Origin of the sequence: Frigoribacterium sp. Leaf415, from assembly GCF_001424645.1 — a bacterium.
In the GTDB taxonomy this organism is placed as follows: Bacteria; Actinomycetota; Actinomycetes; order Actinomycetales; family Microbacteriaceae; genus Frigoribacterium.
In genome coordinates, this window is sequence record NZ_LMQR01000001.1 from 552,356 (window position 1) to 576,835 (window position 24,480).

Consider the following 24,480-nt stretch of genomic DNA (forward strand, 5'->3'; position numbering starts at 1 on the left):
GTCCTCCGGGGTGGGGATCGGTGCGGGGGCGGGCGGACGAGGCGCAGGAGGCGCGGGTCGGGTCACGACGGAGCCACCGCCCGTCGCACCGCGCGCTCGAGGTCGAGCAGGCTGTCGCTCAGCGAGACGAGTTCGCGGTCGTCGGCCGGGTCGGCGTCCACGAGCACGTGCCGGAGGCCCCGGGGGTCCGCCGAGGTGAGTGCGGCCACCTGGGCGACGACCTCGTCGACCGAGGCGGTGGACGACAGGCCCGTCGTTCGTGCGAGTCGCCCGAACGTGCCGATGCGGAGCTGGTCGAGGGCGTGGCGGCGCTGCCCGGACCGTTCGTACAGCCGGGCGCGACCCTCGGTGGTCTCGGACGCCTTGACGGTCACCGGCAGTCGCTCGACGACGAGGGCGCCGAGGCGTCGACCCCGCCACACCATGGCGGCCACTCCGGCCAGGAGGAGCACCACCAGCGACGGTGTCACCCACGGGGGCGTGAGGGTGGCGAGCGTGCCCTGGCCCTCGGGCAGGTCGCCGGCCGAGGGCAGGTACCAGGTCAGCTCGGAGGACCCGCCGAGCAGGGCGAGCGCGAAGGCCGCGTCGTCGTCCGTCGCGATCGCGCCGTTGGTCAGGGCGCCCGTGGCACCCAGGACGGACACCCTCGCGTCGCCGTCGTCGAGCTCGACGAGACCGTAACCGTCGTCGGACGGGAGGCAACGGACGGCACCCGGGGCGTCGACGGCGTAGGCGACACCCGTGACGTCGACCCGGGACGCCTGCTCGAGGGCCGGCGACGTGCAGGCGGGCGCGGCCGTGCCGTCCTCGACCGGGGCGGCCGTCGAGACGCCCGGGGCCACGCTGTCGAGTGCGGCGGACCCGGGGGAGAGGAGCACGAGGTGCGAGGTCGCCGTCGCGAGGCGCCGCCACTGGTCGCCGACCAGGAACCCGGAGGCGTCGTCGACGAGGAGCGTGCCGTCGCCGGACCCGAGCCGGTCGAGGGTGTCGTCGAGGGTGGTCGTCACGGTCACGTCGACGCCCTGCCGGCCGAGTACCTCGACGAGCGCCTTCGCCCCACCGGGGGCGGCGTTCGCGGGGCCGAGGGCGCGCCCCTCGCCCGAGCCCGAGCCGACGAGGAGCGTCGCCGCGACGCCGAGCGCCAGGACGAGGGCGAGTGCGACCCAGAACCGGGCGCGGCGGAGCGACGCCGTGACGGTGGGGGTCGAGACGGTGCCGGTCTCGGCGGAGGGTGCGGTGACGGTCACGCGTCCACCCGCCGGGACGACGTCACACGCCGGTCGAGCTCGACGACGGCCCGGTAGGCCTCGTCGGTGCCGGGGCGGTCGAGGTAGCGGACGCCGTCGAAGGCCGTGGCGGCGTCGGCGAAACCGGCCCGGAGGTCGGGGAAGACGTCGCCCGCCCGGCGGGCCACGTCGCGTGCGGTGGTGCCGGGGGAGACCGCGACGTCGCCCCGCTCGGCCAGCGAGCGGGCTATCGCCCGGAAGGCCTCGGCGACGGCGAGGGTCAGGTCGCCCCGGAAGGCGGCCTCCCGGGCCGCGGCACGCATCGTGTCGCTGTCGCGGACGTCGTCGTCGCCGAAGAGGACGAGGTCGCGGGCGGACCGGCGGTTGAGCCGCGGCACCCCGTAGACGAGCAGCACGACCACGACGACCACCACGACGACCGCGAGCAGCACGATCGCCGCGACCGCCGGCGCCCCTTCCGTCCCCCCGAACCGGATCGAACCGAGCCAGTCCCAGAACGCCTGCGCCGCACGGTCGAGCCAGGACGGCTGCGCCGCCACGTACTCGGGCCCGGTGAGCTCGCGCAGGACCTCGCGCCGGGCGTCGTCGGCGTCGGGAGTCAGCGGGGGCCCGGCGGCGAAGGGAAGGGGACTCACCAGCGGGGTGCTCCCGGGTGAGTCGTCGGGGCGAGCGGGGCCTCGGGCGTGCGGTACGGGTCGGGTTGCCCCTCGGCCGACCGCCCACCGCGCTCGACGTAGCGGACGAGTTCGAGGTCGAGCCCCTCGGTGCGGATGCGCCGGTCGACGTAGACGAGGCCGGCCGACGCCGCCTGCAGCACGGAGCCGATGGCGCCGATGACCGCCGTGATGCCCAGGGTCACGGCGTAGGTGCCCGCCGTCAGGGCGAGGAAGGTCGGGTCGGTCACGTCGCCCGTGGGGGCGAGCGTGCTGGTCAGGACGCTGAACAGCACCGAGAAGGGCGTCGCGACGACCTGCGAGGCGACCTGGATCATGAGGAACACCAGCGCGATCACGCCGAAGGTCCGCCAGAAGGAGGCGCGGGTCAACGACCACGAGCGCCTCACCGCCGCGCCGAGGGTCATCCGCTCGAGCACGATCGCGCTCGGCACGAGGCAGGTCTTGACGGTCAGCCACACGCCGAGCACGAGGAGGCCCAGCCCGAGCAGGACCCCGACCCCGACGCCGACGGCGATGCTCGGTCCCGAACCGACGGCCACGCCCACGACGACGACGCCGGCCACGAGTGCCAGCGCCACGACGTAGGCGGCGGTGAGCAGGGCGGACCAGCCGACGAGCGTGCCCAGGCGGCCCTTGGCCAGCGCCCAGAGGCCGCCGAGTCGCAGTTTCTCTCCGAGCGTCTGACGAGCCGTCTCGAGCACGAAGAGCCCTTGGAGCAGGGCCGTGACGATCACCTGCAGGGCGATCGGCACGAGGGCCGACGCGGCCACGATGGCGACGGCGCCGGCCAGCACCGCGTCACGGTCGCGGGGGAGGGCCTGTTCGACCCGTCCGAAAGCGAGGAAGGCGCTGCCGCCGGTGATCGCCACGGTCACCACCAGCAGGAAGACCTGCGACAGCAGGGCCGTGCCGAACGTGGTGCGCGGGTTGCGGCGGAACACCTGGAACGAGGCACCCAGGATCTCGCCGAAGGTCAGGGGGCGCAGCGGCACGAGACCCGGTTTCGGCGGCGGGGCCCAGCCGGGGGCGGGCGGCGGGGTGGACCCGCCCGGGGACGCCCCGGGGACGGGTGAGGGCCCGGCGGGGACGGGGCCGGCGGACGACGGGTCGACGCGCTCGCCCCAGCGCGGCGGGGACGTGTCGCCTCCCGGTGTGCTCCAGGCGTTCGGATCGGTCATGGTCCCCCTGGTCGTCCTGACCGTGAGGTCGTCCTCACGAGTGTGTTCATGTTTCCACACCGGACCGGGCGCTGCCAGCCGATGCGCGCCTCCTGCACTAATCTGTCCTGACGTGCCGCCTCCCGAGCGGCCCAGCCCAGACGGAGAACATGAACCCGCGCATCCTCGTGGTCGACGACGACCCGGCGCTCGCCGAGATGATCGGCATCGTCCTTCGCGCCGACGAGTTCGACCCCCACTTCTGCGGCGACGGCGCGGGCGCCCTCGAGGCGTTCCACGAGGCCTCACCCGACCTCGTCCTGCTCGACCTGATGCTGCCCGGCCTCGACGGCATCGAGGTCTGCCGCCTCATCCGTGCCGAGAGCGGCGTGCCGATCATCATGCTGACCGCGAAGGGCGACACGGCCGACGTGGTCCGCGGTCTCGAGAGCGGGGCCGACGACTACGTCGTCAAGCCGTTCAACCCGAAAGAGCTCGTCGCGCGCATCCGCACCCGGCTGCGCCCGGCCACCGAGCCGACCAACGACGTGCTCACGGTGGGCGACCTGCGCCTCGACGTCGCGGCACACGAGGTGCGACGCGGTGACACGCCGATCGCCCTGACCCCGCTCGAGTTCGAGCTGCTGCTCGCGCTCGCCTCGAAGCCGCAGCAGGTCTTCACCCGCGAGATGCTGCTCGAGCAGGTCTGGGGCTACCACTACAAAGCCGACACCCGTCTGGTGAACGTCCACGTGCAGCGGCTGCGCGCGAAGGTGGAGCACGATCCCGACGCGCCCCGCATCGTCACGACCGTGCGCGGCGTCGGGTACCGCGCCGGCGCGGGTTCGTAGCCCGGTCGGGTGGCGCTCGTGTCGACGGTCGCGGGGCCCGACCAGGGCGGGCCCGCCCGGTCGGGCGGTCCGTGGTCGTGGCGGGCACCGGCGTGGCGCACGTGGCCGACCCGGGTGGTCGGCTTCTGGCGATCGTCGTTGTCGTTCCGCACCGTCGCGCTCACGGTGGTGCTGTCGACCGTCGCCGTGACCGTGATCGGCACGCTCATCTCGGTGACCATCGGCACGAGCCTCTACGACCAACGCCGTGAGCAGGTCGAGGCCGAGAGCGTGCGGGCGACGCTGCTGGCGCAGAACATCTTCGACTCGGCCACCGCCACCGAGGACGCCAACCAGGTCGAGCTCGACGCCCTGCAGAACGAGGCCCAGACCGCCATCCTGGGCTCGACCTCGAGCCCGGGCGGGACGAGCATCGCCATCCTCCGGACCCCGGGGCAGAACAGTCCGCAGACCATCCAGAACATCGCCAGCCCCGACTTCCCGGACTCCGTGATCTCGCCGGCCCTCCGCGAGGCGGTGGCGGCGGACGACGGACGCCTCTCGATGCAGTCGGTGTCGCTGCCCCCGACGACGCTGGGCGGCGGTTCGCCCGGCATCGCGGTCGGCTCGACGCTGCAGGTGCCCACCGCGGGCCAGTACGAGCTCTACCTCGTCTACGACCTCGGCGACGCACAGGCCACGCTCGACCTCATGCAGCGGACGCTCGGCATCGGGTCGCTCGCGCTCGTGCTGTTGATCGGCGCCATCACCTATCTCGTCGTCCGGCTCGTCGTGGGGCCCATCCGCACGGCGGCCGAGACCAGCCAGAAGATTGCGGCCGGCCACCTGGAAGAACGGATCCCCGAGAAAGGGCAGGACGTCGTCGCCACGCTCGGGCGATCGTTCAACGGGATGGCCGACGCCATGCAGCGCCAGATCTCGCAACTGGCCGAACTCTCTCGCGTCCAACAACGCTTCGTGAGTGACGTCTCGCACGAACTGCGCACGCCGTTGACCACGATCCGGCTGGCCGGCGACGTCCTCTACGACCAACGCACCTCGTTCACTCCCTCGGCCGCGCGCACGGCCGAGCTGCTGCACACCCAGGTCGACCGGTTCGAGCTGTTGCTCGCCGACCTGCTCGAGATCTCGCGGTTCGACGCGGGTGCCGTCGAACTCGAGACCGAGCCCGTCACGGTCGTGCGTCTCGTCGAGGACGGCGTCGACGAGTTCGGTCCCCTCGCCGCCGAATCCGGCAGCGTCGTGTCGGTCGTCGCCCGGGGCGGGTACTTCGAGGCCGAGATCGATCCGCGACGGCTGCGCCGCATCCTTCGGAACCTGCTGGGCAACGCCATCGAGCACGGCGAGGGGCGGCCGATCGAGGTCGAGGTCGACAGCGACGCGACCGCCGTCGCGGTGGCCGTGCGCGACAACGGAGTGGGCATGAGCCCTGCCGACGCCGCGCGGGTGTTCGACCGGTTCTGGCGGGCCGACCCCTCCCGCAAGCGCACCATCGGGGGCACCGGGCTGGGCCTGGCGATCAGCCTCGAGGACGCGGCCCTGCACGGCGGTCGGCTCGAGGTCTGGTCCGAGCCGGGCTCGGGCAGCCGGTTCGTCGTCACGCTGCCCCGGGTGGCCGGCGGTCGCATCGAGGGATCGCCCCTGCCGGTCGTGCCGCCGGACCGTCGGGGCGAGACGACCGTCCCGGTGACGGGCGAACCGTGGTCGGGTTCGGTCCCGGCCGTCGAGGCGCCGGGCGTGTCGACCCCGTCGTCGTCCGGGTGGGGAGCTGACGATGACTGATCGGCGACGGAACGGCCCGTGGGGCCGCCGGTCAGCGGTCCTGGCGGCCCTCGTGACCGCCGCGATCGCCCTGACCGGGTGCGTGGGCATCCCCGACGGCGGTCAGGTGCAGCGGGGCGACACCGTGAGCGACGACGTGGTGAGCGACTTCGTGTTCCGGCCCAACGGTCCGATCGCCGGCAGCTCGCAAGAAAGGCTGCTGCGGGACTTCCTCTCGGCGGGCACCGGGTCCCAGGACAACTACGGGGTGGCGCGTCAGTTCCTCAGCGCCGGTTTCGCCGACGAGTGGGAGCCGCGGGCCAGCGTCACCATCCGCCCCGGGGTCGGCTCGACCTCGAGGGTCGGCGGGTCGACGCTCGACTACGCCTTCGTGGGCTCGGCGACGGTCGACTCGGCGGGGCACTACACCCCGGCCACGTCGTCCACGACGACGTCGCTGGCGTTCTCGTTCGTCCGCGAGGGCGGCGAGTGGCGGATCAGCGACGCCCCCGACGGCATCATCCTGTCGCCGGCCACCTTCGACTCGGTCTTCCGGTCGCACGCCGCCTACTTCTACGACCCCACGTTCACCTATCTCGTGCCGGACGAACGCTGGTTCCTCGCGCGGTCGTCGACGAGCACGCGCCTCGCGACGGCGCTGCTCGACGGGCCGTCGGACTGGCTGCAGGGCGCCGTCGTCTCGGCCTTCCCCGAGGGGACCCAGCTGTCGCTGACGGCCATCACCGTGGACGACGGGACGGCCCGCGTCGACCTCACCGCCGACGCCCTCGAGGCGACGCCCGACGCCCGGGCCCGGATGCAGGCCCAGCTGCTGGCGAGCTTCTCGACCCTCGCGACCGTGACCGCCGTCGAGCTGAGCGTCGAGGGCGCCCCTCTGTCCGTGCCGGCCATGCAGCAGCCCGTGCCGGTGCGTGACCCCGCGGTCGACGCCCGGCCCCTCGTGCTGACCGAGGGCGTGCTCGGATTCGCCACCACGAGCGCCACGAGCCAGCTCCCGGGGCTCTCGGACGCGGTCGAGACCCTCCGGCCCCGGTCGGTCGAGTTGTCGGCGGACCAGACGAGCGCCGCCGTCGGCACCTCGTCGGGCACGTACGCCGTCACGGCCTCGGGGGGAGCCCGGCTGGTCGACGCCCGGACCGGACTCGTCGCCCCCTCGCTCGACGACGCGGGCTTCGTCTGGTCGGTCGTCGCCGACGACCCGTCGAGCCTCACGGCGTACGCGCTCGACGGCACGCCCCACACGGTGGTGACGTCGCTGCCGGCGGGTCCGAGCATCACGACGTTCCGCATCTCGCGGGACGGCACCCGCGCGTTGCTGTTGCTCGACGACCAGGGCGAGTCGCGCCTCCTCGTGGCCGCCGTCGTGCGGGACGCCGACGGGGTCCCGCTCCGGCTGGGTCAGCCCCTCGAGTTGTCGGCTCCGGACGGCGCACCCGTCGACGCGACCTGGGCCGATCAACTGACCGTCGCCGTCCTGACCTCCGTGGGCGAGTCGTCCCGGGTGACGACGTCCGAGGTCGGCGGGGACTCGTCGAGCGCCGGCCGCCCGTCGGGCGAGGCGGTCGCGATCGTCGGCGGCAACGGCTTCGACCGCCTGCTGCTGCTGGGTGCCGACGGCGACGTGCTCGAACCCCGGGGCAGCAGTTGGCAGGCCACGGGGCTGACGGCCGACCTGGTGGCGACGCAGCGCTGACGCCCCGGGGTCGCCTCCTCCCCAGGGCGGGCGGCGGGCTGACCGTCCCCCTCGGACGACGGAGGCGCGGTGCGCGTGTCCGGGGGAGTCCACGCTGTCGGGATGCCCCGGCCCTCTCGTCCCCGTTCGGTCGTCCTCGCACGGGACGCCCTCGCGAGGGCCGGCCGCGAGGCGCTGTCCGTCGTGTCACCCGTCTCGTGCGCGGGATGCCGCGGGCCCGACGTCGGCCTGTGCGACGACTGCCGGCGTCGGCTCGTCCCCGAGGTCGTCCGGGTCGACCTGCCCGACGGGCTCCCGGTCTTCGCCGGACTCGTCTACGCCTTCGAGGCGCGGGGTGTCGTGCTGGCCTTCAAGAACGGCGGCCGGGTGCGCCTGGCCGAGGTGCTGGCCCCGGCCCTCGCCGCCGCCCTCGAGTCCTGCGCCCGTCACGGATCGCACGAGGGGGCGTCCGCCGTGGACGGGGGCACGGGCGATCGGTCGCTGCTCGTCGTGCCGGTGCCGCCGTCGCGACGGGGGCGGCGTCGGCGGGGCTACGACCCGGTCGACCTGGTGCTGCGCCGGCTCGGGCTCGTGGTCGGCACGCGCCTGCTCGTGCCGACGGCGCGGGCCGGCAGCGGCCAGAAGGGCCGCGACCGGCAGCAGCGTCTGAGGGGACGCGAGGGCAGTCTGCGTGCCACCCGCGACCTCGCGGGGTCGCGGGTCGTGCTGGTCGACGACGTCGTGACGACCGGTGGCACCCTGCAGGAGGCGCGGCGTGCACTGACCGCCCGGGGCGCGGTCGTGGTCGGTGCGGCCTGTCTCGCCGCCACCCCGTTGCGGTCGGGCGCCGACCGCGCCTGAGCGAACGGTGAACGGTGCGTGACACGGGGGTGTCCGGGTCGCTACGGTGGGGCGAAAGGCGTGAAAGGACATCCGCCTGGCTGACAGGCGGCACGTCGATAGCCACAGGAGGTCGTCATGGAAATTTCCGTCACGGGTCGAAACGTCGGCATCACCGATCGTTTCCGCGAGTACGCCACCGAGAAGGCAGACAAGGTCGCCGCGCTGGCCACGAAGGCCCTCGCCCTCGAGGTCAAGGTGTCGCGGCACCACGAGAAGTCCGGCGGGCAGGCGGGCGACGACCGGGTCGAGATCACCCTGATCGGCCCCGGCCCCCTCGTGCGGGCCGAGTCCACGGCCGCCGACAAGTACGCGGCGTTCGATCTCGCGATCGGTCGCCTCCTCGAACGGGTGCGCCGGGCGAAGGACCGGCAGAAGATCCATCGCGGGCAACACCGACCGACGTCGCTGCGCGAGGCGGCCACGGCCGACTTCAGCGGTGTCGGCGTCACACCCGCCGCGGCCGAGACGCTCGACCAGGTCCGTACCGGTGCCGTGACGGTGGTGGGCGACGAGGCCCCCGCCGACGAGGTCGAAGAGGACTACTGCCCCGTGGTCATCCGCGAGAAGGTCTTCGCGTCGACGCCCATGTCCGTCGACGACGCGCTCTACTACATGGAGCTCGTCGGTCACGACTTCTACCTCTTCATCGACGCCGAGACCGAGCGTCCGAGCGTCGTGTACCGGCGCAAGGGCTGGGACTACGGCGTGATCGGCCTCGACCAGGACTCGCCCGACCTGCAAGAGACCGCCACGGCGCTGCGGGCAGGCCTGGTGAGCTGACCTCCTGATCCCGCCGGGTGGCCGACACCCCGGGAGGCGCGGGCACGTCCCTGCCGCCTCCCAGGGGGTCGGCCACTACGCTTGCTAAGATCGTGGGCCGGTCCAGGACGGACCGTCGACACCTCGGTGCTCCGATGCGGATCACCTCAGCGAGACCGCGGAGCGTTCCGCGGGTTCGACCGAACACATGGGAGCACACCAGTGGCCAACGTCCTCGAGAAGGTCCTCCGCGTCGGCGAGGGCCGCACGCTGCGCAAGCTGAAGGCCTACGCCAAGGCGGTCAACGAGCTCGAGGACGACTTCACGACCCTCACCGACGACGAGCTGCGCAACGAGACCGTCGAGCTGCGCGAGCGCTACGCCTCGGGCGAATCGCTCGACGACCTGCTGCCCGAGGCCTTCGCCGCCGTCCGTGAGGCGTCGAAGCGCACCCTGGGGCTGCGCCACTTCGACGTGCAGCTCATGGGCGGCGCGGCGTTGCACCTCGGCAACATCGCCGAGATGAAGACCGGCGAGGGCAAGACCCTCGTCGCCACCACGGCGGCGTACCTGAACGCCATCGCCTCGCGCGGCGTGCACGTCATCACGGTCAACGACTTCCTCGCGAGCTACCAGTCCGAGCTGATGGGGCGCGTGTTCCGGGCGCTCGGCATGACGACCGGCTGCATCCTGTCCGGTCAGACCCCGGCCGAGCGTCGCGAGATGTACGCCGCCGACATCACCTACGGCACCAACAACGAGTTCGGCTTCGACTACCTCCGCGACAACATGGCCTGGCAGGCGCAGGACATGGTGCAGCGGGGCCACTTCTTCGCGATCGTCGACGAGGTCGACTCGATCCTCATCGACGAGGCCCGCACGCCCCTCATCATCTCGGGCCCGTCGTCGGGCGAGGCCAACCGCTGGTTCACCGAGTTCGCCACCATCGCCCGGCGACTCGTCGCGGGCACCGACTACGAGGTCGACGAGAAGAAGCGCACCGTGGGTGTTCTCGAGCCCGGCATCGAGAAGGTCGAGGACTACCTCGGCATCGACAACCTCTACGAGTCGGCGAACACCCCGCTCATCTCGTTCCTCAACAACGCGATCAAGGCCGACGCGCTGTTCAAGCGTGACAAGGACTACGTCGTCATCAACGGCGAGGTGCTGATCGTCGACGAGCACACCGGTCGCATCCTCAGCGGGCGCCGGTACAACGAGGGCATCCACCAGGCCATCGAGGCGAAAGAGGGCGTGTCGGTCAAGGCCGAGAACCAGACCCTCGCGACGGTCACGCTGCAGAACTACTTCCGCCTCTACAAGAAGCTCTCCGGCATGACCGGTACGGCCGAGACCGAGGCCGCCGAGTTCATGAGCACCTACAAGCTCGGCGTCGTGCCCATCCCGACCAACCGGCCGATGCAGCGCATCGACCAGACCGACCTGGTCTACAAGAACGAGACGAGCAAATTCGACCAGGTCGTCGAAGACATCGTCGAACGGCACGAGAAGGGCCAGCCCGTGCTGGTCGGCACGACCAGCGTCGAGAAGAGCGAGTACCTCTCCCGACTGCTCGCCAAGAAGGGCGTCAAGCACGAGGTGCTCAACGCCAAGAACCACGCCCGAGAGGCCGCCATCGTGGCCCAGGCCGGTCGCGCCGGCGCCGTCACCGTCGCCACCAACATGGCCGGTCGCGGGACCGACATCATGCTCGGCGGCAACGCCGAGTTCCTCGCCGTCGCCGAGATGAACGCCAAGGGGCTCAGCCCGGTGGACACCCCCGACGAGTACGAGTCCGCGTGGGACGACGTCTTCGCCGCCCAGAAGGCCGCCGTGCAAGAAGAGGCAGACAAGGTCATCGAGGCGGGCGGGTTGTACGTCCTCGGCACCGAACGCCACGAGTCCCGTCGCATCGACAACCAGCTGCGCGGTCGCTCGGGTCGTCAGGGTGACCCCGGTGAGAGCCGGTTCTACCTGTCGTTGACCGACGACCTGATGCGCCTGTTCAACTCGGGCGCCGCCGAGTCGCTCATGGGTCGCGGCAACGTGCCGGACGACCTCGCGATCGAGAACAAGATCGTCGGGCGAGCCATCCGCTCGGCGCAGTCTCAGGTGGAGTCGCGCAACGCCGAGATCCGCAAGAACGTCCTCAAGTACGACGACGTCCTCAACCGTCAGCGCGAGGCCATCTACGGTGACCGCCGTCACATCCTCGAGGGCGACGACCTCAAGGACCGCAGCCAGAAGTTCCTCGAGGACGTCGTCAACGAGGTCATCGACCAGCACACGGGTGACGGCAGCCCCGACGACTGGGACCTCGACGCCCTCTGGACCGAACTCGGCACCCTGTACCCGATCTCGATCACCATCGACGAGGTCATCACCGAGGCCGGCTCGAAGGGCAAGGCGACCCGGGCGTTCCTCGGGCAAGAGATCCTCTCCGACGCCAAGGTCGCCTACGAGGCGCGCACCGAGACCCTCGGAGAGCCCGCGATGCGCGAGCTCGAGCGTCGGGTCGTGCTGTCGGTCATCGACCGTCGGTGGCGCGACCACCTCTACGAGATGGACTACCTGAAGGACGGCATCGGTCTCCGGGCCATGGCCCAGCGCGATCCGCTCGTCGAGTACCAGCGCGAGGGCTACGCGCTGTTCCAGAGCATGATGGGTCAGATCCGCGAAGAGACCGTGGGCTTCCTGTTCAACCTCGAGGTCGAGGTGCAGGGCCAGGTCGGTGCGGCCGAGGCGCCGGTCATCGCGGCCAAGGGGCTCGAGGCCGAGAAGCAGCCGCAGGCGCAGCTGGCCTACTCGGCTCCCAACATCGACGGCGAGGTCGAGGTGCGCAACCAGCGCGGTCAGCTCGAGAAGGGTGCGACCGCCAAGGCACAGAAGGCGCAGGACGAGGCCGAGCGCTCCGAGTCGCCCGAGATCGCCGCGGCACGGGCCGCCGGTGGCCCGGCGGCCCGTCAGGCGGACGACGGCAAGGTCGGCGCCTTCGGTCAGAAGACCGGTGGCGGCGAGGCTCCGGTCAACCGGGCCGAGCGTCGGGCGTCCGGCAAGAAGACCCGCTGATCGCCTTGTCCGATCGACGCGCCCCCGAGCCCTGCTCGGGGGCGCGTCGTCCGTCGTGGGTGTCTCGGTAGACCGTCAGAGCACGTGCACGGCCGCCGCTCGCCACCGGCTGTCGTAGGTCTCGAGCCGGACGGCGACCGCTCGACTGCGACCGCGCCCGTGCAGGACGACGACCGATTCGATGACCCCGGCGGCGGGCGAGCTCGACCGGATGCTGCCGATCGTGAACACCGGACGCTGCGTACGGGTGCCGTGGGCCGACCGGGCCCGGGCCGCCAGGACGACGCGCTTGTGGAGGGTGCGGTAGACGTCTTCGGTGACCCACCGGGAGACCTGGTCGAGTTCGCGTGCCCCGGCCAGGATCTCGACGACGCAGCGCACCAGGTTCTCGACGAGCAGGTCCGGATCGTCCGGGAAGGGTGACTCGGACGGGGCGCCGACCGGTGGGACGGGCCGGACGTGGGGCCTGGCACCGGACGGTCGACCGCCGGGTGTGGGGGCCGACACCGGGGCGGTCGGCACGGCCGGGCCCGGGTCGCCGAGGGGCGGGACGGGTCTCAGGTGCGGCCGAGGTGGGGCCGTGGGCCCGAGGGGCTCGGCGAGGGCGAGGGCGTGGGTGTTCGAGGGCATGGGCAGTCTTCCTGTTCACGTGCGTCCGGGCATGACTAGAAGATATGACATGTGGAATGGCAAAACCAGACCGACTCGACGGTCTGTGGAGAATTCGCGGGCGCGCGGTCCCGTTCGGAGGCGACCGACGTCTCCGGACGGGTCGTCGACCTAGACTGAGCGGGTGTCGACGCTCAGTGATCTCGTTCTCGCCCAGGGCCTCTCGAGCGAGGTGGACGTCGAGTGGCTGCACCTGCTGGTGGGGGACTGGCAGCTGCTCGCCGACCTCGCGTTCGCCGACATCGTCCTCTGGGTGCCCACGCAGGCCGGCAGCTTCGTCGCCGTCGCCCACGCGCGGCCCTCGAGCTCGGCCACGCTGTTCTACCGAGACTTCGTCGGACAAGAGGTGCGCCCCGAGTGGCGCGGACAGATCGAGCAGGCGTTCACGACGACCCGCATCGTCGACTCGGCCGCACCCGACTGGTACGAAGAGACGCCCACGCGCGTCCGGGCCGTGCCCGTGCTCCGTCGCCTCGGGGCCAGCCGACCCGACGTCACCGACGCACCGATCGCGATCATCACCCGGCACACCAACCTCAGCGAGGCCCGCACCCCCAGCCGCCAAGAGCTGACCTTCAACCAGTGCTCCAACGACCTCTTCGCCATGATCGCCGCCGGCGACTTCCCTGACCTCGGGGCGCCGACGGGTCCGCGACGAGGCGCACCCCGCGCCTCCGACGGACTGCTCCGCCTCGACGTCGACGGCATGGTGACCTTCGCGAGCCCCAACGGTCTGTCGGCCTTCAACCGCATGGGGTTCGCCGGCGAGCTCGAGGGCGAGTCGCTGGCCGAGGTCACCACCGGGCTGCTCGCGGGCAAGCTCGTGATCGACGAGTCCCTGCCGCTGGTCGTCACGGGTCGGGCGCCCTGGCGCACCGACATCGAGGCGCGGGGGGTCACGGTGTCGTTGCGGGCGATCCCGCTGCGTGATCGCGGTGAGCGCGTCGGGGCGATCGTGCTCTGCCGCGACGTGACCGAGCTGCGTCACCAGGAGCGCGAGCTGATCACCAAGGACGCCACGATCCGCGAGATCCACCACCGGGTCAAGAACAACCTGCAGACGGTCGCCTCGCTGTTGCGCATCCAGGCGCGACGCACCCGCACCGACGTCGCCCGCGAGGCGCTGACCCAGGCCATGCGCCGCGTGCAGTCGATCGCGGTCGTCCACGACACGCTGTCCGAGGGGCTCAGTCAGAACGTCGACTTCGACACCGTCTTCGACCGGGTGCTGATGCTCATCGCCGAGGTCGCGTCGAGCCACAACACGACGGTCCGCCCCACCATGACGGGCAGCTTCGGTGCCCTGCCGAGCGAGTACGCGACGCCCCTGGCCCTCGCGCTGACCGAACTCGTGACGAACGCCGTCGAACACGGTCTCGACGGCCGTGACGGCGAGGTCGAGATCGTCGCCGACCGCCGGGCCGAAGAGCTCACGGTCAAGGTGCGCGACAACGGCGTCGGGCTGCCCGAGGGCAAGGTCGGCTCGGGCCTCGGCACCCAGATCGTCCGCACGCTCATCCAGGGTGAGCTCGGCGGCACCATCGACTGGCACACCCTCGTCGGCAACGGCACCGAGGTCACCATCGAGATCCCGTTCCGCTGGCTCACCCAGCCCTGACCCCGCGCGGCCCCGGACGCGACGAAGCCCGGCACCTGCGATCAGGTGCCGGGCTTCGTCATCGGCCGCGAGGGCCGGAGGTCGACCGCCCGGGGGCGGTCGACGAGGGGTCAACTGGCGCGGCGGGCGCGGGCGGCGCGACGCTTCAGCGCACGACGCTCGTCTTCGCTCAGACCGCCCCAGACACCGGAGTCCTGCGACGTCTCGAGCGCGTACTGCAGGCAGGTCTCGGTGACGGTGCAGCGCCCGCACACGGCCTTGGCCTTGTCGATCTGGTCGACGGCGGGACCCGTGTTGCCGACGGGGAAGAAGAGCTCCGGGTCAGCCTGCAGGCAAGCGGCTTTGTCGCGCCAATCCATCGATGGGTACTCCTTAAAAGTGCAGAACCAGGCACGTCGAAGCGCCTGGTTCGGGATGGGGAAAGAGAAGAATGCGGGAGGCGCGCACCGCAATGTGCACGTCACTTCGACCTCGAATATGGTCGCATACTGGTACGGCCAAATCAAGGATTTTTCGGAGGCTCACACGTGACCACAGCAGGCCCGAACGGCCCCCGAGACGAGACCGGTCGGTCTGCCGAGACCCGTCGACCCGCCCTGCTCTGGGTCGTGATCGTCCTGCTCTCGGCGGAGTTCCTGCTCGTCGCCGCGACGGCGGTGTTCCTGCTCGTCGAACTGCTCGTGGCCCGCCCCGACTCCTACCCCTCGGCCGTCGCGATCTTCGTGCTCACCCTGCTGGCGACCGCCTGGCTCGGGTCCATCGTCGTCGGGACGCTGAGGGGTCGTGCCTGGATCCGTGGCGCGGCGATCGTCTGGCAGGTGCTGCAGTTCGCGGTCGGCATCGGCAGCCTGCAAGGCGTCTTCGCGAACCCGACCATCGGCCTCGCCCTCCTCGTGCCCGCCGTCGTCGTCGTCGTCCTGCTGCTCGTGCCGTCCGTCGTCGCCGCCACCTCGGCCCGCGACCAAGAGCCGCACGTCTACTGACGACCCTCGAACGCAGGAGGCGCGGTGCCGGTCCCGAGGACCGGCACCGCGCCCTTACGGAGCGACGCCACGTGCCCCGTCGCCTTCACGTTGTACAGCGGCAGCTCGACCGCGCCCTGCTCGTCGACCACGAACGTCGACCGGATCGTGCCCGTCACGATGCGCCCGTAGTTGTTCTTCTCGCCGTAGGCGCCGTACGCCTGGTGCACCGTCAGCTCGGGGTCGCTGAGCAGCGGGAAATTCAGCCCCTGCTCGTCCTTGAACTTCCGCAGGGCGGCGGGCTCGTCCTTCGAGACGCCCAGCACCTGGTAACCCGACGACTTCAACGAGTTGATGTTGTCGCGGAAGTCGCACGCCTCCGTCGTGCAGCCCGGCGTCGACGCCGCCGGGTAGAAGTACACGATGACCTTCTGCCCCGCGTAGTCGGCGAGCGAGACGGGCGAACCGCTCTCGTCGTCGAGGGTGAACGTCGGCGCGGCAGCGCCCTTCTCGAGCTTCGTGGACATGGTGCTCCGATCTGCGGGCGCCACGACGGCGCCGGTGGTTCTGAAGGGGTCAGAACTCATGCTAGTGTTGACCGTCGTTGCGAGAGATCGCAGCACGCACCTCTAGCTCAATTGGCAGAGCAACTGACTCTTAATCAGTGGGTTCTCGGTTCAAGTCCGAGGGGGTGCACGAAAGAATTGGGTCCCCCGTGTTCTGCTTCGCAGAACCGGGGGATTCTTTCGTCGTATGGGTTTGGTCCGCTCCGCGGACCGCGGCCCACCTCGCACGGGGAGCCAGCCGGGCCCGCCAGGTCGCCGTTGCACGGGGGAGGTGACGTCGCTTCGCTCGTCACCACGGGTGCAGGGGGTGACGTCGCTTCGCTCGTCACGGGGGGCAGGCGGGGGTGACATCGCTACGCTTGTCAGCGCGGGTGCGGGGGGTGACGTCGCTTCGCTCGTCACGGGGGGCAGGCGGGGGTGACGTCGCTTCGCTTGTCAGCGCGGGTGCGGGGGTGACGTCGCTTCGCTCGTCACGGGGGGGCAGCGGGGTGACTTCGCTTCGGTTGTCAGCGCGGGACAGGGGGAGGCGCGGGCTACCTCGAGGGGTGGCCCGCGCCTCCTGCGTCCGGGGTGGTGGGACTACTGGCCGTCGCGGGGGACCTGCGAGGCGGCGTCGCGGCCGGTCACCGGGTACGGGCCGGTCATGCCTTCACGGAGGCGGGCGGCGGCCAGGATGCGGTCGCGCTGCAGGTGCCAACCGAGCATCAGCAGGGGGATGATCACGACGAGCGACATGACCGTGAACGACCCGATCGGCCAGTCGATCGCCATCAGCACGACCACCGCGGCCAGGAACGCCAGCGTCAGGTAGCTCGTCACCGGTGCACCCGGCAACTTGAACGAGGGCTCCTTCGCCTTGCCCTCCTTCGCCCACTGACGAAGCCGCATCTGGCAGAGGATGATCGTGCCCCACGCCGTCAGGATGCCCAGCGACGCGATGTTCAACACGATCTCGAACGCCGTGTTCGCCCCGACGATCGCGTTCAGCACCACGCCCAACAGGGTGATGCTCGCGGTCAGCAGGATGCCGCCGAACGGCACCCCGCCCTTCGACATCTTCGTCGTGAACTTCGGAGCCGACCCGTTCATGCCCATCGAGTGCAGCACCCGACCGGTCGAGTAGAGCCCGGCGTTGAGGCTCGACAGCGCCGCCGTGACGACCACGAAGTTCATGATCGACCCCGCGATGTCGCCCACCTCGGGGCTGCCGATGCTGCTGAAGAACGTGACGAACGGGCTCTCGCCGGCCTTGTACGCCGTGTAGGGCAGCAGCAGCGACAGCAGCACCAGCGACCCGACGTAGAACACCGCGATGCGGATGATGACCGTGTTGATCGCCCGCGGCACGACCTTCTCGGGGTTCTGGGTCTCACCCGACGCCGTGCCCACCAACTCGATCGCCGCGTAGGCGAAGACGACGCCCTGCACCACGATCACGGCCGGCAGCAGGCCGTTCGGCAGGATGCCCGACGACGCCACCAGGCCCCAGCCGGTGTCGACCGCCGCGCCGTCGTGCGTCACGGGGAACGCCGCCGCGAGCCACACGACGCCGACCACGAGGAACACCACGAGGGCGGCGACCTTGATGATGGCGAACCAGAACTCCATCTCGCCGAAGACCTTCACGGCCAACAGGTTGACCGAGAGCACCACGGCGAGGGCGACCAGGGCCAGCAGCCAGTCGGGTGCCGCCGTGAACGCCGACCAGTAGTGCAGGTAGAGGGCCACCGCGGTGACGTCGACGATGGCCGTCATCGCCCAGTTCAGGAAGTACATCCACCCGGCCGCGTACGCGAACTTCTCACCGAAGAACTCGCGGGCGTACGAGACGAACGAGCCCGACGACGGGCGGTGCAGCACCAACTCGCCGAGGGCGCGCAGGATGAAGAAGGCGAAGACGCCGCAGATCGCGAACACGATCGCGAGCGCCGGGCCGGCCGACGCCAGCCGGCCGCCGGCACCGAGGAAGAGCCCCGTGCCGATCGCGCCGCCGATGGCGATCATCTGCAGCTGACGGGGCTTCAGGCCGTGCTGGAAGCCCTCTTGCTCGTGCGAGAAGTCTTGCGGGAGGTGGGTCTCGGTGGAGGCGTCGCCGCCCCCGTTCGTGGGACTCGTCATCGCTCGACCGTAGCCTCTATCGGTTTCGTCCGCATCACCGCCGCGAGCCGGGCGAACCCCCAGGAGGCGCGGTGCCGATTCACATCCGCATAACGAATGGGTGACGATCGACATGCCCGGAGGCATGGGCGACACGCCGGGACGGGGTACACCAGGGGTCCCGTCCGGGCGGGTTCGCAATTCGGATGAACGACGGATGTCGGCTACGGTCGTGGAGGCTCGGGAGACCGGGCCCGTCATCATCAGGACGCGCCGACCGATGGTCCGACCAGTTCGGGTTCCGGTCGTCGTACGGTCTGGTGGCGCGAGGGTCCGGTCCCATGACCGACCCGGCGGAGGTCAGGTTCGCCCCGTGACATCACGGTGGGCTTGAGCCGACACGGTCCGCACGCGTCGTCGACCCGTCCGCCCGACCCGATCGCCGCCGACGGCGAGCCGGCCCGAGCGGCCGGTGCCCCTTCGGCGTGCCTGGAGACACCTGTGACCACTACGCCAGCCGTGCGTGCCCGGAACCTGTACAAGGTGTTCGGCCGCCGACCCAAGGACGCCGTCGCCCGACTCGAGGCCGGCGCCTCACGTGCCGAGGCCGCGGGCCTCGGCACCGCAGCCGTCATCGACGCGTCGTTCGACGTCCAGCCCGGCGAGATCTTCGTCGTGATGGGGCTGTCCGGCTCGGGCAAGTCGACGCTCATCCGCATGCTGAACGGCCTGCTCGAGCCCACGTCCGGTTCGGTCGAGGTCGCGGGCTCCGCGATCTCGGACGTCCCGGCCAAGCGGCTCCGCGAGGTGCGTCGGCAGAACGTGTCGATGGTGTTCCAGCACTTCGCCCTGCTGCCGCACCGCACCGTCATCGACAACGTCGCCTACGGCCTCGAGGTGCAGGGGATCGCGAAGGCGGCCCGTCTGGCCAAGGCCCGCGAGGTCACCGAGATCGTCGGCCTCGCCGGCTGGGAGGACAAGCTGCCGAGCCAGCTCTCGGGCGGCATGCAGCAGCGCGTCGGCCTGGCCCGCGCCCTCGCCGCCGAGACCGACATCCTGCTGATGGACGAGGCGTTCTCGGCCCTCGACCCGCTGATCCGCCGCGAGATGCAGGAGCAGCTCGTCGAACTGCAGGCGAAGCTCGGCAAGACGATCGTCTTCATCACCCACGACCTGAACGAGGCGATGTTCCTCGGTGACCGCATCGCCGTGATGCGCGACGGCCGCATCGTGCAGATCGGCACGCCCGAGGACATCCTCACCGACCCGGCCAACGACTACGTCGCCCAGTTCGTGCAGGACGTCGACCGGGCGCGCGTCCTCACGGCGGCCAGCGTCATGGAGCCCGCCCGGGCGGTCGTCCCGCTCACGGTCGGCCCCCGCGGCGCCCTGCGGTCGCTGCGCGACCTGCAGACCGCCGCCCTGTTCGTCACCGGCCGCGACCGCAAGCTCCTCGGCTGGGTGCGCGACCGCCACGTCATGCGCCAGGTCAAGGCGAACGACACCGACCTCGCGGCCATCGTCAACGCCGAGTTCTCGAAGGTCGGACCCGACGCGGCCCTCGTCGACCTCTTCGAGCTGGCCGTCGAGAGCCCGCTGCCGATCGCCGTCGTCGACGACGCCGACCGCCTGCTCGGCGTCATCCCGCGCGTCACCCTGCTCGCGGCGCTCGGCAACGTCGACACGACCACCTCGCCCATCCCCGTGCTCGAGCCCGTCACCCGCATCTCGGACGTCGAGCTCGACGCCACCCTCGAAGGAGCCACCCGATGAACGAGTACCTCCGCATCCCCTTCGGCTCCTGGGTCTCGGACGTCGTCGACTGGATCACCACCAACCTCGGCGGCTTCTTCGACGTGATCCGCCTGGTCTTCACGTTCTTCTACGAGTGGGTCGCGTACTTCCTGAGCGCGCCTCCGTTCTGGGCGGTCGTCATCGTGATCGCGGCCCTCGCCTTCGTCGCGAAGGGCTGGAAGTTCTCGGTCGGCACGGCCGTCGGCCTGCTGTTCATCGGCACGGTCAACCAATGGGACAACGCGATGTCGAGCCTCGCCCTCGTGCTCGTCGCCAGCACGCTCGCGATCGCGCTGAGCATCCCGCTCGGCGTGCTCGCCGCGAAGTCGACCGTGGCGTCGCAGATCATCCGGCCCGTGCTCGACTTCATGCAGACGACGCCCGCGTTCGTCTACCTCATCCCGGCCCTGCTGCTGTTCCGCGTCGGCGTCGTGCCCGGCATCGTCGCGACCATCGTCTTCGCCATGGCCCCCGGCGTCCGCCTGACCGAGCTCGGCATCCGCGGAGTCGACAAAGAGGTGGTCGAGGCCGGCCAGGCGTTCGGCTCGTCGCCGTGGCGCATCCTGCGACAGATCCAGCTGCCGCTCGCGAAGCCCAGCATCATGGCCGGCGTCAACCAGGTCATCATGCTCTCGCTGTCGATGGTCGTCATCGCCGGCATGGTCGGCGCGGGCGGGTTGGGCGGCGACATCGTCGCGAGCCTCAACCGCATCGACGTCGGGTTGGGCGCCGAGGCCGGCATCTCGGTCGTCATCCTGGCGATCGTCCTCGACCGCATGACCGCGGCGCTCGGCTCCGACCGTCGCGGCCGGCGGCTGGCGCGGGCGCAGAACCGCCGTTCGGTCCCGCCGACCCCGGCGCCCGACCGCGCAGAGGCCGAGCAGCCCCTGCCCCCCGCCGACCGCCGCGAACCCGCGACGGCCTCGGCCTAGACCCCGACCACCTGCGGGACGGGAGCAGCACTCGCCCACCCGACCCGCGCCTCCTGCACCACCCGAAAGGACCACATGAAGAAGCGCACCATCGCCGCATCGATCGCCCTCGGCACCACCGCCGTCCTCGGACTCACGGCCTGCTCGCCCCCCGGCAGCAGCTCGTCGGCCGACGCCGAGACGCTCGACAACGGCGACCAGGCCGTCGTCGACCTCGCCGTGTTCAACGGCTGGGACGAAGGCATCGCGGCCTCGTGGCTGTGGAAGACCGTCCTCGAGGAGAAGGGCTACACGGTCAACCTCAAGCCGGCCGACGTCGCTCCCGTCTACAGCGGCCTCACCACCGACGACTACGACGTCGTGCTCGACACCTGGCTGCCCACGACCCACGCGTCGTACATCGAGCAGTACGGTGACGACCTGACCGACCTCGGCGCCTGGAACGACGGCGCCAAGCTCGCGGTCGCCGTGAACGAGGACGCCCCGATCGACTCGCTCGACGAGCTGGCGGCCAACGCCGACCTATTTAACGGCAAGATCGTCGGCATCGAGCCGGGGGCCGGCCTCACGGCCGCGGTCCAGGACGAGACGATCCCCACCTACGGCCTGGACGACATGCAGCTGCAGACCTCGTCGACCGCCGCCATGCTCACCGAGCTGAAGAGCGCGACCGACGCGGGCGAGAACATCGTGGTCACGCTCTGGAGCCCGCACTGGGCCTACGACGCCTTCCCGATCAAGGACCTCGCCGACCCCGAGGGCACCCTGGGCGACGCCGAGGGCATCCACTCGTTCGGTGGCAAGAGCTTCACGGCGAACTTCCCGCAGCTGACCGAGTGGCTGCAGGGCTTCGACATGGACACCGAGACCCTGTCGTCGCTCGAGAACGCCATGTTCAACGGTGACGCGGTCGACGGCGACGACTACGCCCCCGTCGTCGAGAAGTGGATCTCCGAGAACCAGGACTACGTCGACGGCCTCACCAGCTGATCCGATCCCTGCACGACGTCGCCCCGGCCGAGCCCCGCTCGTCCGGGGCGACGTCGTGTCGGGCGATCGGCCGGGTGACGCGGAGCCGGGTGAAAGCACAGCCGGACGACACCCGACGCACAGCCAACCCCGAGGTCACACCCCGGGAGGCGCGGGTAGCGTCGTCTGCGGACGTCACCGAGGCGCCCCCGCACCGCCCGCACCTGCACCACGAGAGGCATCACCCGTGAGCACCACCGCACCGACCGACGTCCTGAGGAGAATGGCCCGCGTCATCACGCGCACCGTCTCGTCCGACCTCGTCCAGGTGTCGACTCCCGACCGCGTGCTCGGCCACGTCCGGGCCGAGCAGGGCACGTTCGTCGCGCTGCGCGGTGCCGACCCCCGCTGGGGCGAGGTCGTCGGACGGTATCCCTCCGAGGGACTGGCCCTCGAGGCCCTGCGTCAGCGCAAGCGCTCGATCTGAACCACCGCTGCGCCGAGTCGTCCCCGAGCGGCCCCCCGGGGCGGTCCTGACGGACGCTCGGGCGGCTAGTCGCCGACGCCGGCGAAGAACGACGTGAGCTGGCGCGTGATGCGGTCGCGCGCCTCCTCGTCCGAGATGGTGGCCGAACCGTCGCCCGACTGCTCGCCGTAGCTGCCGAACTGTGCGTGGTTCGACCCGTCGATCTCGACCACCGAGGCGCTGCCCGGCAGCATGTCGCGGTAGTTCGCGATCTTCGCCGGAGTGCTCAGACCGTCCTCGGAACCACCGAGGCTGAGGACCGCCAGCTCGTCGTCGTCCGAGAGGTCGGTGGTCGCGCAGTACGAGCCGAGGAGCACCAGCGCGTCCACCGTCCGGTCGTCGGCGGCGTACTGACAGGCGCGCACGCCGCCGAGCGAGTGGCCGCCGACGGCCCATTCGTCGACCTCGGGGGCGAGGTCGGTGAACGTCGACAGCGGACGGGGGTCGAGGATGCCGAATCCGAGCGTGGGTCGTTCGACGACGACGGTGACGCCGGTGGCGACGAGCCCCGCGAAGGTCTGCTCGTAGGCCTGCGGGTCGACCCGGGCACCGGCGACGAAGACGAGACCCTGGCCGGTGGCGGTCGTCTCGGCCGGTCGCATCACGACCGTGTCGGGCCTGCTCGTCACCTCGACCCCTTCGTCGGCGGACACCGAGGCGAGCGAGGCGGCCGTCGCCGACATCGGCGTCTTGGCCCACACGAAGAACCCCGTGGCGGCGAGCACGACGACGGCGAACGATCCGAGGGCCACTCCCTTGAGCACGCGTCGTCGTCGTGAGCGGTGACGCCGGTGCGTCGAGGGCGTGGCGGACTCGTGACGGGAAGCTGTGGATCGTCTCACCGTTCCATCGTCCCAGCGTCGAGCCGGGACGGAGCCGTGCGTCATGCGTCAGGCTCGGGGGATGCCCTGGATACAACTCGTCATCTCGCTCGTCGCCGCCGTCGTCCTCACCTTCGTCGTCTCGGCCGTCGTCGGTGCGGTCGTCGGCGTGGTCGCGAAGCGCAAGGAGTGGGCGCAGGCGTTCGTGAAGCGCATGCGCCGCCCGTTCCGCGCGACGCTGCTCGTCGTACTGCTCGTCGTCGCCCTGACCACGTCGTTCGACTCGCTGCTGCCCGCCGACTACCCGGGGGAGGGCTGGGTCTCGCAGTCCTTCCGGTGCGCCATCATCGTCGTCGTGGCCTGGTTCGTGGGCGCCCTGGCGATCTTCTTCGAGGACCTCGGGCTGTCGCGCTACCGGGTCGACACCCCCGACAACCGGGTGGCCCGTCGTGTCCGGACGCAGGTGCTCATCCTGCGCCGGCTGACCGTGGCCCTCATCGTGATCCTCGCCGCGGGCACCGTGCTGCTCGGGTTCCCGGGTGTCGAGGCGGTGGGCGCGAGCGTCCTCGCCAGCGCGGGGCTGGTCTCGGTCGTCGCGGGCCTCGCGGCGCAGTCGACGCTGGCCAACGTCTTCGCCGGCATCCAACTGGCCTTCAGCGACGCGATCCGCATCGACGACGTCGTCGTGGTCGAGGGGCAGTGGGGCCTGATCGAGGAGATCACGCTCTCGTACGTGGTCGTGCACATCTGGGACGACCGCCGACTCGTGCTGCCGTCGACCTACTTCACGACCACGCCGTTCGAGAACTGGACGCGGCGCAACAGCGAGCTGCTCGGCGCGGTCGAGTTCGACCTGGACTGGCGCGTCGACCCGGGCGCCATGCGGAAGGAGCTCGACGTGATCCTCGCGGGCACCGACCTCTGGGACGGGCGCACCAAGGTGCTGCAGGTCACCGACGCCCAGGCCGGCTACGTGCGCGTCCGCGTGCTGGTCACGGCGAAGGACGCCCCGACCCTGTTCGATCTGCGCTGCCTCGTCCGCGAGGACCTCATCGCCTGGCTGCACGCGAAGAGCCCGCAGTCGATCCCGCGGACGCGGGTGCAGATGGTCGAGGCCGAACCGGTGCCGACCGGGCGGGCTCCCCGCTCGACGTCGGACGCCTCGGGCCTGTTCAGCGGCGACAACGCCGACTCCGAGCGCACCGCTCTCTTCACGGCGGCCATCCCGATCCACGACATCGCCGAGTACGAGGCCTCGCTCGGTGCCGAGGCGGAACACGACCCGCACGTCGCGGGCCGACCCGGCGACCTGCCTGCAGGCCGTCCCGACGGCGATCCCGCGGGGCCGACGCGCGGCGTCGGCGAGCGTCGCTGACGCGACCCCACGGACGAGGAGGCGCGCCCCGCCA

The 24,480-nt window shown here is 71.1% G+C and carries 21 protein-coding genes and 1 tRNA gene; 14 read left to right on the forward strand and 8 right to left on the reverse strand.

The window, feature by feature from the left end:
• Positions 1-62: 62 nt before the first annotated feature.
• Genes ASG28_RS02605 through ASG28_RS02615 form a run of 3 tightly spaced genes read right to left on the reverse strand, consistent with a single transcriptional unit; the run spans position 63 to position 3,102 of the window.
• The gene (locus ASG28_RS02605; RefSeq protein ID WP_055971725.1) at positions 63-1,247 is read right to left on the reverse strand and encodes a DUF4350 domain-containing protein; all 1,185 of its coding nucleotides are present in this window, start codon (positions 1,245-1,247) and stop codon (positions 63-65) included.
• Positions 1,244-1,882, reverse strand: a complete 639-nt coding sequence (locus ASG28_RS02610) for a DUF4129 domain-containing protein (protein ID WP_055971727.1) — start codon at positions 1,880-1,882, stop codon at positions 1,244-1,246. The genes ASG28_RS02605 and ASG28_RS02610 overlap by 4 nt, the downstream gene beginning before the upstream one ends.
• Entirely contained in the window at positions 1,879-3,102 is a 1,224-nt protein-coding gene (locus ASG28_RS02615) for a hypothetical protein (RefSeq protein WP_055971729.1), read from the reverse strand. The genes ASG28_RS02610 and ASG28_RS02615 overlap by 4 nt, the downstream gene beginning before the upstream one ends.
• A 149-nt stretch (positions 3,103-3,251) precedes the next feature.
• Between ASG28_RS02615 and mtrA the strand changes: the two genes are divergently transcribed.
• From mtrA to secA, 6 genes are all read left to right on the forward strand, one after another.
• Entirely contained in the window at positions 3,252-3,932 is a 681-nt protein-coding gene (gene mtrA, locus ASG28_RS02620; protein ID WP_043594311.1) for an MtrAB system response regulator MtrA, read from the forward strand.
• A gap of 9 nt (positions 3,933-3,941) precedes the next feature.
• Positions 3,942-5,714, forward strand: a complete 1,773-nt coding sequence (gene mtrB / locus ASG28_RS02625; RefSeq protein WP_235477478.1) for an MtrAB system histidine kinase MtrB — start codon at positions 3,942-3,944, stop codon at positions 5,712-5,714.
• 52 nt (positions 5,715-5,766) lie between these two features.
• Positions 5,767-7,407: an LpqB family beta-propeller domain-containing protein gene (locus tag ASG28_RS02630; RefSeq protein WP_055971734.1), complete on the forward strand. Its 1,641-nt coding sequence runs from the start codon at positions 5,767-5,769 to the stop codon at positions 7,405-7,407.
• A gap of 102 nt (positions 7,408-7,509) precedes the next feature.
• Complete coding sequence (locus ASG28_RS02635; protein ID WP_055971736.1) at positions 7,510-8,247, forward strand: ComF family protein; 738 nt, start codon at positions 7,510-7,512, stop codon at positions 8,245-8,247.
• Between the two features lie 117 nt (positions 8,248-8,364).
• Positions 8,365-9,069 carry a ribosome hibernation-promoting factor, HPF/YfiA family gene (hpf, locus tag ASG28_RS02640; protein ID WP_055971739.1) on the forward strand — a complete coding sequence of 235 codons (705 nt, stop codon included), beginning with the start codon at positions 8,365-8,367 and terminating at the stop codon, positions 9,067-9,069.
• A 201-nt stretch (positions 9,070-9,270) separates the two neighbouring features.
• Positions 9,271-12,117 carry a preprotein translocase subunit SecA gene (gene secA, locus ASG28_RS02645; protein WP_055971742.1) on the forward strand — a complete coding sequence of 949 codons (2,847 nt, stop codon included), beginning with the start codon at positions 9,271-9,273 and terminating at the stop codon, positions 12,115-12,117.
• Positions 12,118-12,192: 75 nt separating this feature from the next.
• Here secA and ASG28_RS16845 read toward each other — a convergent pair whose 3' ends face one another.
• Positions 12,193-12,747, reverse strand: a complete 555-nt coding sequence (locus tag ASG28_RS16845; protein WP_235477481.1) for an Rv3235 family protein — start codon at positions 12,745-12,747, stop codon at positions 12,193-12,195.
• A gap of 163 nt (positions 12,748-12,910) precedes the next feature.
• Between ASG28_RS16845 and ASG28_RS02655 the strand changes: the two genes are divergently transcribed.
• Positions 12,911-14,404, forward strand: a complete 1,494-nt coding sequence (locus tag ASG28_RS02655; RefSeq protein ID WP_055971745.1) for a sensor histidine kinase — start codon at positions 12,911-12,913, stop codon at positions 14,402-14,404.
• Positions 14,405-14,514: 110 nt separating this feature from the next.
• Here ASG28_RS02655 and ASG28_RS02660 read toward each other — a convergent pair whose 3' ends face one another.
• Positions 14,515-14,763, reverse strand: a complete 249-nt coding sequence (locus tag ASG28_RS02660; protein WP_043594001.1) for a WhiB family transcriptional regulator — start codon at positions 14,761-14,763, stop codon at positions 14,515-14,517.
• Between the two features lie 168 nt (positions 14,764-14,931).
• On the opposite strand from ASG28_RS02660, the gene ASG28_RS02665 reads away from it, so the two are divergent.
• Positions 14,932-15,387, forward strand: a complete 456-nt coding sequence (locus ASG28_RS02665; protein WP_055971747.1) for a hypothetical protein — start codon at positions 14,932-14,934, stop codon at positions 15,385-15,387.
• Here the strand turns inward: ASG28_RS02665 and bcp are convergent.
• A complete protein-coding gene (bcp, locus tag ASG28_RS02670) occupies positions 15,381-15,893 on the reverse strand; it encodes a thioredoxin-dependent thiol peroxidase (protein ID WP_055971750.1) in 513 nt (170 codons plus the stop codon). The two genes, ASG28_RS02665 and bcp, sit on opposite strands and share 7 nt — an antisense overlap.
• Before the next feature lie 96 nt (positions 15,894-15,989).
• On the opposite strand from bcp, the gene ASG28_RS02675 reads away from it, so the two are divergent.
• Positions 15,990-16,062, forward strand: a tRNA-Lys gene (locus tag ASG28_RS02675).
• Positions 16,063-16,511: 449 nt separating this feature from the next.
• On the opposite strand, the gene ASG28_RS02680 is transcribed toward ASG28_RS02675, so the two are convergent.
• Positions 16,512-18,050, reverse strand: coding sequence for an amino acid permease (locus tag ASG28_RS02680; RefSeq protein WP_055971753.1), 1,539 nt, complete (start codon positions 18,048-18,050; stop codon positions 16,512-16,514).
• Positions 18,051-18,530: 480 nt separating this feature from the next.
• Here ASG28_RS02680 and ASG28_RS02685 point away from each other — a divergent pair, with 480 nt between their 5' ends.
• From ASG28_RS02685 to ASG28_RS02700, 4 genes are all read left to right on the forward strand, one after another.
• A complete protein-coding gene (locus tag ASG28_RS02685; RefSeq protein ID WP_200925247.1) occupies positions 18,531-19,802 on the forward strand; it encodes a quaternary amine ABC transporter ATP-binding protein in 1,272 nt (423 codons plus the stop codon).
• Positions 19,799-20,755: an ABC transporter permease gene (locus ASG28_RS02690; RefSeq protein ID WP_082454268.1), complete on the forward strand. Its 957-nt coding sequence runs from the start codon at positions 19,799-19,801 to the stop codon at positions 20,753-20,755. The genes ASG28_RS02685 and ASG28_RS02690 overlap by 4 nt, the downstream gene beginning before the upstream one ends.
• A gap of 75 nt (positions 20,756-20,830) precedes the next feature.
• Positions 20,831-21,745, forward strand: coding sequence for a glycine betaine ABC transporter substrate-binding protein (locus ASG28_RS02695; RefSeq protein WP_055971759.1), 915 nt, complete (start codon positions 20,831-20,833; stop codon positions 21,743-21,745).
• Between the two features lie 226 nt (positions 21,746-21,971).
• Positions 21,972-22,211: a hypothetical protein gene (locus ASG28_RS02700; RefSeq protein ID WP_143048533.1), complete on the forward strand. Its 240-nt coding sequence runs from the start codon at positions 21,972-21,974 to the stop codon at positions 22,209-22,211.
• A gap of 65 nt (positions 22,212-22,276) precedes the next feature.
• On the opposite strand, the gene ASG28_RS02705 is transcribed toward ASG28_RS02700, so the two are convergent.
• Positions 22,277-23,014, reverse strand: a complete 738-nt coding sequence (locus tag ASG28_RS02705) for an alpha/beta hydrolase (protein ID WP_235477484.1) — start codon at positions 23,012-23,014, stop codon at positions 22,277-22,279.
• A gap of 139 nt (positions 23,015-23,153) precedes the next feature.
• On the opposite strand from ASG28_RS02705, the gene ASG28_RS02710 reads away from it, so the two are divergent.
• Positions 23,154-24,446, forward strand: a complete 1,293-nt coding sequence (locus ASG28_RS02710; protein ID WP_082454272.1) for a mechanosensitive ion channel family protein — start codon at positions 23,154-23,156, stop codon at positions 24,444-24,446.
• The last annotated feature ends 34 nt before the right edge of the window (positions 24,447-24,480 follow it).